The organism is Streptomyces sp. 8L (assembly GCF_020176795.1).
Lineage (GTDB): Bacteria > Actinomycetota > Actinomycetes > Streptomycetales > Streptomycetaceae > Streptomyces.
In genome coordinates this window covers 1-6,686 of sequence record NZ_JAIUKE010000561.1, presented here as the reverse complement: position 1 = coordinate 6,686, position 6,686 = coordinate 1, and the positions used below count along the sequence as shown (strand labels likewise).

The 6,686-nt window shown below is 72.4% G+C and carries 7 protein-coding genes and 1 pseudogene; all 8 read left to right on the top strand.

Annotated features, from left to right (window positions below; genetic code table 11):
* The first annotated feature begins 335 nt into the window (after window positions 1–335).
* Entirely contained in the window at window positions 336–1,262 is a 927-nt protein-coding gene (gene pdxS, locus LCE31_RS34375; RefSeq protein WP_225021529.1) for a pyridoxal 5'-phosphate synthase lyase subunit PdxS, read from the top strand.
* Entirely contained in the window at window positions 1,252–1,857 is a 606-nt protein-coding gene (gene pdxT, locus LCE31_RS34370) for a pyridoxal 5'-phosphate synthase glutaminase subunit PdxT (protein ID WP_225021527.1), read from the top strand. The genes pdxS and pdxT overlap by 11 nt, the downstream gene beginning before the upstream one ends.
* Window positions 1,858–1,919: 62 nt before the next feature.
* A complete protein-coding gene (locus tag LCE31_RS34365) occupies window positions 1,920–2,672 on the top strand; it encodes a YebC/PmpR family DNA-binding transcriptional regulator (protein WP_225021525.1) in 753 nt (250 codons plus the stop codon).
* Window positions 2,673–2,799: 127 nt separating this feature from the next.
* Entirely contained in the window at window positions 2,800–3,366 is a 567-nt protein-coding gene (gene ruvC, locus LCE31_RS34360) for a crossover junction endodeoxyribonuclease RuvC (protein WP_225021530.1), read from the top strand.
* A complete protein-coding gene (gene ruvA / locus LCE31_RS34355) occupies window positions 3,363–3,992 on the top strand; it encodes a Holliday junction branch migration protein RuvA (RefSeq protein WP_225021523.1) in 630 nt (209 codons plus the stop codon). Before ruvC ends, ruvA begins: the two co-directional genes overlap by 4 nt.
* Window positions 3,993–4,062: 70 nt before the next feature.
* Window positions 4,063–5,172 carry a Holliday junction branch migration DNA helicase RuvB gene (ruvB, locus tag LCE31_RS34350; protein ID WP_225021521.1) on the top strand — a complete coding sequence of 370 codons (1,110 nt, stop codon included), beginning with the start codon at window positions 4,063–4,065 and terminating at the stop codon, window positions 5,170–5,172.
* 163 nt (window positions 5,173–5,335) lie between these two features.
* Window positions 5,336–5,875, top strand: a complete 540-nt coding sequence (gene yajC, locus LCE31_RS34345) for a preprotein translocase subunit YajC (protein WP_225021519.1) — start codon at window positions 5,336–5,338, stop codon at window positions 5,873–5,875.
* 156 nt (window positions 5,876–6,031) lie between these two features.
* Window positions 6,032–6,686: pseudogene (locus tag LCE31_RS34340) on the top strand (protein translocase subunit SecD); the annotation flags it as partial.

Genomic DNA, 6,686 nt, shown 5'->3' with positions numbered 1-6,686 from the left:
GGGGGGGCGGGGGCCGCGGGGGGGCGGGGGGCGCCTGGCACGCGCGGGGCTGCACCAGGACGGCCCACGCGGCGCGAAAGACGGGACGCACGCGCCGCGAAAGACGGGAAGCGCGCGCCGCGAAAGACGGGACGCACGCGCCGCGAAAGACGGGAAGCGCGCGCCGCGAAGACGGGAGACACGCGCCGCCAGAGACGTGCCGCGCGCGCCGCGAAAGTGGTGCGGATCGCACCCCGAGAAGTCCACCGGCCGCGCATTGGCTCTTGTCCGGCCCGCCCCACCAGGCGTTCCATCAATCCCGCAGGTTTCCCTTCCCTCACCCCAGCGAGGCCTTCGTGTCCACTGCTCCGCACACCTCCGCCCAGGCTCCCTCGACGAACCCCGAGACCGGCACCGCCCGCGTCAAGCGCGGCATGGCCGAGCAGCTCAAGGGCGGCGTGATCATGGACGTCGTCACCCCGGAGCAGGCGAAGATCGCCGAGGACGCGGGCGCCGTCGCCGTCATGGCCCTGGAGCGGGTCCCGGCCGACATCCGCAAGCACGGTGGCGTCGCGCGCATGTCCGACCCCGACATGATCGAGGGGATCATCGGCGCCGTGTCGATCCCGGTCATGGCGAAGTCCAGGATCGGCCACTTCGTGGAGGCGCAGGTCCTCCAGTCCCTCGGCGTCGACTACATCGACGAGTCCGAGGTGCTGACCCCCGCGGACGAGGCCAACCACTCCGACAAGTGGGCCTTCACCACCCCCTTCGTCTGCGGTGCCACCAACCTCGGTGAGGCCCTGCGGCGCATCGCCGAGGGCGCGGCCATGATCCGCTCCAAGGGCGAGGCCGGCACCGGCAACGTCGTCGAGGCAGTCCGCCACCTGCGCCAGATCAAGGGCGAGATCGCCCGGCTGCGCGGCGCGGACCGCAACGAGCTGTACGCCGCGGCGAAGGAGCTGCGCGCGCCGTACGAGATCGTGCGCGAGGTCGCCGAGCTCGGCAAGCTGCCCGTCGTGCTGTTCTCCGCGGGCGGCGTCGCCACCCCGGCGGACGCAGCGCTGATGCGCCAGCTCGGCGCCGAGGGCGTGTTCGTCGGCTCCGGCATCTTCAAGTCCGGCGACCCGGCCAAGCGCGCCGCCGCCATCGTGAAGGCCACCACCTTCTACGACGACCCGAAGATCATCGCGGACGCGTCGCGGGACCTGGGCGAGGCCATGGTCGGCATCAACCTCGACGCGGCGCCCGACGCCGAGCGGTTCGAGAACCGTGGCTGGTAACGACGCCGCCGGCCCCACCGTCGGGGTGCTCGCCCTCCAGGGGGACGTGCGCGAACACCTCGGGGCGCTCGCCGCCTCCGGGGTGGCCGCCGTGCGGGTGCGCCGCCCCGAGGAGCTGGCCGCCGTGGACGGGCTCGTCCTCCCCGGCGGCGAGTCCACCACGATGTCGAAGCTGGCGGTCCTGTTCGGCCTGCTGGAGCCGTTGCGCGAGCGGGTGCGCGGCGGCCTGCCGGTGTACGGGACGTGCGCGGGCATGATCCTGCTCGCCGAGAAGATCCTCGACCCGCGGTCGGGCCAGGAGACCGTGGGCGGCATCGACATGATCGTGCGCCGCAACGCCTTCGGGCGGCAGAACGAGTCCTTCGAGGCCGCCGTCGAGGTCGCGGGCGTCGAGGGCGGGCCCGTCGAGGGCGTCTTCATCCGCGCGCCCTGGGTGGAGTCCGTCGGCGCCGGGGCCGCCGTGCTCGCCGAGCACGCGGGCCACGTCGTCGCCGTACGCCAGGGCAACGTCCTCGCGACCTCGTTCCACCCGGAACTGACCGGAGACCACCGTGTGCACCGGCTGTTCGCGGACATGGTGCGATCCGTAGCATGAGCGGACCCCGGTAGGATCTCTGGCGAACAGAGCTGCATCGGTTACGCGAAGGAGACAGGCAGATGTCCGGCCACTCTAAATGGGCTACGACGAAGCACAAGAAGGCCGTGATCGATGCCAAGCGCGGCAAACTCTTCGCGAAGCTGATCAAGAACATCGAAGTCGCCGCGAAGACCGGCGGCGCCGACATCGAGGGCAACCCGACCCTCTTCGACGCCGTGCAGAAGGCGAAGAAGCAGTCGGTGCCCAACAAGAACATCGACTCGGCCCTCAAGCGCGGCGCGGGCCTCGAGGCCGGCGGCGCCGACTACGAGACGATCATGTACGAGGGCTACGGCCCGAACGGTGTCGCCGTGCTGATCGAGTGCCTCACGGACAACCGCAACCGCGCCGCCTCCGACGTCCGCGTCGCGATGACGCGCAACGGCGGCTCCATGGCGGACCCGGGCTCGGTTTCGTACCTCTTCAACCGCAAGGGTGTCGTCGTCGTCCCCAAGGGCGAGCTGTCCGAGGACGACGTGCTGGGCGCGGTCCTCGAAGCGGGCGCCGAGGAGGTCAACGACCTCGGCGAGTCCTTCGAGGTGCTGAGCGAGGCCACCGACCTGGTCGGCGTGCGCACCGCCCTCCAGGAGGCCGGCATCGACTACGACTCCGCCGACGCCAACTTCGTCCCGACCATGCAGGTCGAGCTGGACGAGGAGGGCGCGCGCAAGATCTTCAAGCTGATCGACGCGCTGGAGGACAGCGACGACGTGCAGAACGTCTTCGCGAACTTCGACGTGTCCGACGAGGTCATGGAGAAGGTCGACGTCTGACCGGCCCCGGCCGGCACCCGCACAGCCGACGGGCCGACGGAGCGTGTCTCCGTCGGTCCGTCGCTTTGTCGGTGGCGGCCACTAAGGTGCTGATCAGCTGGAACAGTTGAGCGAAGGGGGGTGCGCGGTGCGGGTCCTCGGCGTCGACCCCGGATTGACCCGGTGCGGCATCGGCGTGGTGGAGGGGGTCGCCGGCCGGCCCCTCGCGATGCTCGGCGTCGGTGTGGTGCGTACGCCCCCGGACAGCGACCTCGGGGCCAGACTGGTCGCCGTGGAGCGGGGGATCGAGGCCTGGCTGGACCAGTACCAGCCCGAACGGGTCGCGGTGGAGCGGGTGTTCAGCCAGCACAACGTGCGTACGGTGATGGGCACCGCGCAGGCGAGCGCCGTCGCCGTGCTCTGTGCCTCGCGCCGCGGCATCCCCGTGGCCCTGCACACCCCGAGCGAGGTCAAGGCCGCCGTCACCGGCAGCGGGCGCGCCGACAAGGCACAGGTCGGCGCCATGGTGACGCGGCTGCTGCGGCTCGCCGCGCCGCCGAAGCCCGCCGACGCCGCCGACGCGCTCGCCCTCGCCATCTGCCACATCTGGCGGGCCCCCGCCACCCACCGCCTCCAGCAGGCCCAGGCCGCCGCGCGCGCCCAGCGCGCTCCCCGCGCGCCCGGCGGCACCCCAGTCCGGAAGGTCACCCCATGATCGCGTTCCTCAGCGGCCGGGTCGCCGCACTCGCCCCCACCACGGCGGTGATCGAGGTCGGCGGCGTCGGCATGGCCGTCCAGTGCGCCCCGGCGACCCTCGCCGCGCTCCGCCTGGACGAGCAGGCCAGGCTCGCCACCTCCCTCGTCGTGCGGGAGGACTCGCTCACGCTCTACGGCTTCGCCGACGACGACGAGCGGCAGGTCTTCGAGCTCCTCCAGACCGCCAGCGGGGTCGGCCCGAGGCTCGCCCAGGCCATGCTCGCCGTGCACAGCCCCGACGCGCTGCGCACCGCCGTCGCGACGGGCGACGAGAAGGCACTCACGGCCGTGCCCGGCATCGGCAAGAAGGGCGCGCAGAAACTGCTCCTGGAGCTGAAGGACCGGCTCGGCGCCCCGCTCTCCACCGGCGCGGCCGTGCGCTCCGCCGCCGTGGCGAGCGGCCCCGCGCCCTGGAGCGACCAGCTGCTCTCCGCGCTCGTCGGGCTCGGCTACCAGAGCCGCGAGGCCGAGGAGGCCGTCGTCCAGGTCACTCCGCAGGCCGAGGCCGCCCTGGCGGAAGGGGCGCAGCCACCGGTGCCGCAGCTCCTGCGGGCCGCGCTCCAGAGCCTGAACCGCACCCGCTGAGCCTCGCCGGCGCTGCGCTCCCGCGCACGGGGGCCGGCAGATCCACCGAAGGACCACCGAAGGGTACGCAGTGAACTGGGACGACCCCCGGGACGCCACTCATGCCGCCGCCGACGCCGCCACGGAGCCCGGGGCCGACGCGGCCGACCGGCTCGTCGGCGCCTCCGCCGACGGCGAGGACCAGGCCGTCGAGGCCGCGCTGCGCCCGAAGTCCCTGTCCGAGTTCGTCGGCCAGGAGCGTGTACGGGAACAGCTCGACCTCGTACTGAAGGCGGCCCTCGCCCGCGGCGCCAGCTCCGACCACGTCCTGCTGTCCGGGGCGCCCGGCCTCGGCAAGACCACCCTCGCGATGATCGTGGCCACCGAGATGGGCGCCCCGATCCGCATCACCTCGGGCCCCGCGATCCAGCACGCGGGCGACCTCGCGGCCATCCTCTCCTCCCTCCAGGAGGGCGAGGTGCTGTTCCTCGACGAGATCCACCGGATGTCCAGGCCCGCCGAGGAGATGCTCTACATGGCGATGGAGGACTTCCGCGTCGACGTCATCGTCGGCAAGGGGCCGGGCGCCACCGCCATCCCGCTGGAGCTCCCGCCGTTCACGCTGGTCGGCGCCACCACCCGGGCCGGCCTGCTGCCGCCGCCGCTGCGGGACCGCTTCGGCTTCACCGGACACATGGAGTTCTACGCGAGCGGCGAGCTGGAGCGCGTCCTGCACCGCTCGGCCCAGCTCCTCGACGTGGAGGTCGACGCGGCGGGCGCCGCGGAGATCGCCGGCCGCTCGCGCGGCACGCCCCGTATCGCGAACCGGCTGCTGCGCCGCGTGCGCGACTACGCGCAGGTCAAGGGTGACGGCTTCGTCACCCGGGAGGTCGCGGCCGCCGCCCTCAAGGTCTACGAGGTGGACGAGCGCGGCCTCGACCGCCTGGACCGTGCGGTGCTGCACGCGCTGCTCAAGCTGTTCGGCGGCGGCCCCGTGGGCCTGTCCACCCTCGCGGTGGCGGTGGGGGAGGAGCGTGAGACGGTCGAGGAGGTCGCCGAGCCGTTCCTCGTACGGGAGGGGCTGCTGGCGCGCACGCCCCGTGGCCGCGTCGCCACCCCCGCGGCCTGGGCGCACCTGGGGCTCACGGCCCCGGGGAACGCACCGGGAGCAAGCGGACAACAGGGCCTGTTCGGAGCCTGAGAGCACACTCGCTCGCCTCGGGCGGAACCCGGGTGCCATGCTGGGCGTTGTTCCAACGATGCGGACTCGCCTAGACTCCGCCGATGCCGCCCCATCCGGTCGGCGTGCCCACCCCCGAATACCAGGCCGTTCGACAGCGGTCGTGCGAAGGAAGTTCCCTCCCGTGAGTATCGTGACCCTCCTCCCCTTCATCGTGCTCATCGGGGCCATGTTCCTGATGACGCGCTCCGCCAAGAAGAAGCAGGCGGCCGCGGCCTCGATGCGCAACGAGGTGCAGCCCGGTGTCGGCGTGCGCACCATCGGCGGCATGTTCGCCACCGTCAAGGAGGTCCATGACGAGATGGTCCTCCTGGAGGTCGCTCCCGGCGTGCACGCCGTCTACGCGAAGAACGCGATCGGCTCCGTCCTCGACGACGAGGAGTACAACCGGATCGTCCACGGCGAGGACCCGGCAGCCGACCTCGGTCTCGACGCGCCGGTCGTCCCGGACGACGCCTCGTCGCTGACCGAGGGCGAGGTCTCCAAGATCGACCTGGGCAAGAAGCCGGGCGCCGACCTGACGAAGTCCGACGCCAAGGGCGCCGACGCCGACGCCGAGGACGCGGCGGGGGACAAGCCGGCGGACGACGCCGAGCCGAAGGACGCCGCCGCGAGCGACGCCAAGGGCGAGGCCAAGACCGACGGCGAGAGCGGAACGAAGTAGTCACCTCCGCGACCCCGGGCCGCCGCACCGCGGCGCCCGGCGGTGCAGGGGCCGTAACGAATTGGCGGGGCACGGGCCCCACAACACTTCGTGGCCGCTTCAGGCTCCGGCGCTCACCACCGGACGGAGGGCGGTTGGACAGGGAGAATCGAGAAGGTGGCAGCACCCAAGAAGGGTCGTAGGTCCCCGGGGTCGCCGGGCAGGCCGGGCCGCACCCTTTCACTGTTCCTGATCGTCATCGCCGCCCTGGTGGGCGGCATGTTCTGGTCGGGAGACACCACACCGAGGCTGGGCATCGACCTGGCCGGCGGTACGACGATCACGCTGAAGGCGCAGAACACGCCGGGCAAGCCCAACGCGATCAACAAGACCAACATGGACACCGCGGTCGACATCATGAACCGCCGTGTCAACGGTCTCGGTGTCTCCGAGGCCGAGGTCCAGACGCAGGGCAGCGACAACATCGTCGTCAACATCCCCAAGGGGACCAACGAGGCCCAGGCCCGTCAGCAGGTCGGCCAGACCGCCCAGCTGTACTTCCGGCCCGTGGAGACCGTGGCGGCGGGCAGCCCGACGCCGCAGCCCTCCACCAGCGGTTCCCCCAAGGCCACCCCCAGCGGCTCGGCGACCCCGAGCGGCAAGGCGACCTCCTCCGCGAGCTCGTCCGGCGGTTCCAAGGCGACCGACCAGGGTTCTGGGAAGGCGTCCGGCTCACCGTCGGCCTCGTCGAGCACCCAGGGGCGGGCCGTCACCAGCGCCCTGCGGAAGGCCCCCTCGCCGTCGACGACCGGCGGCGCGAGCGCCCCCGCCT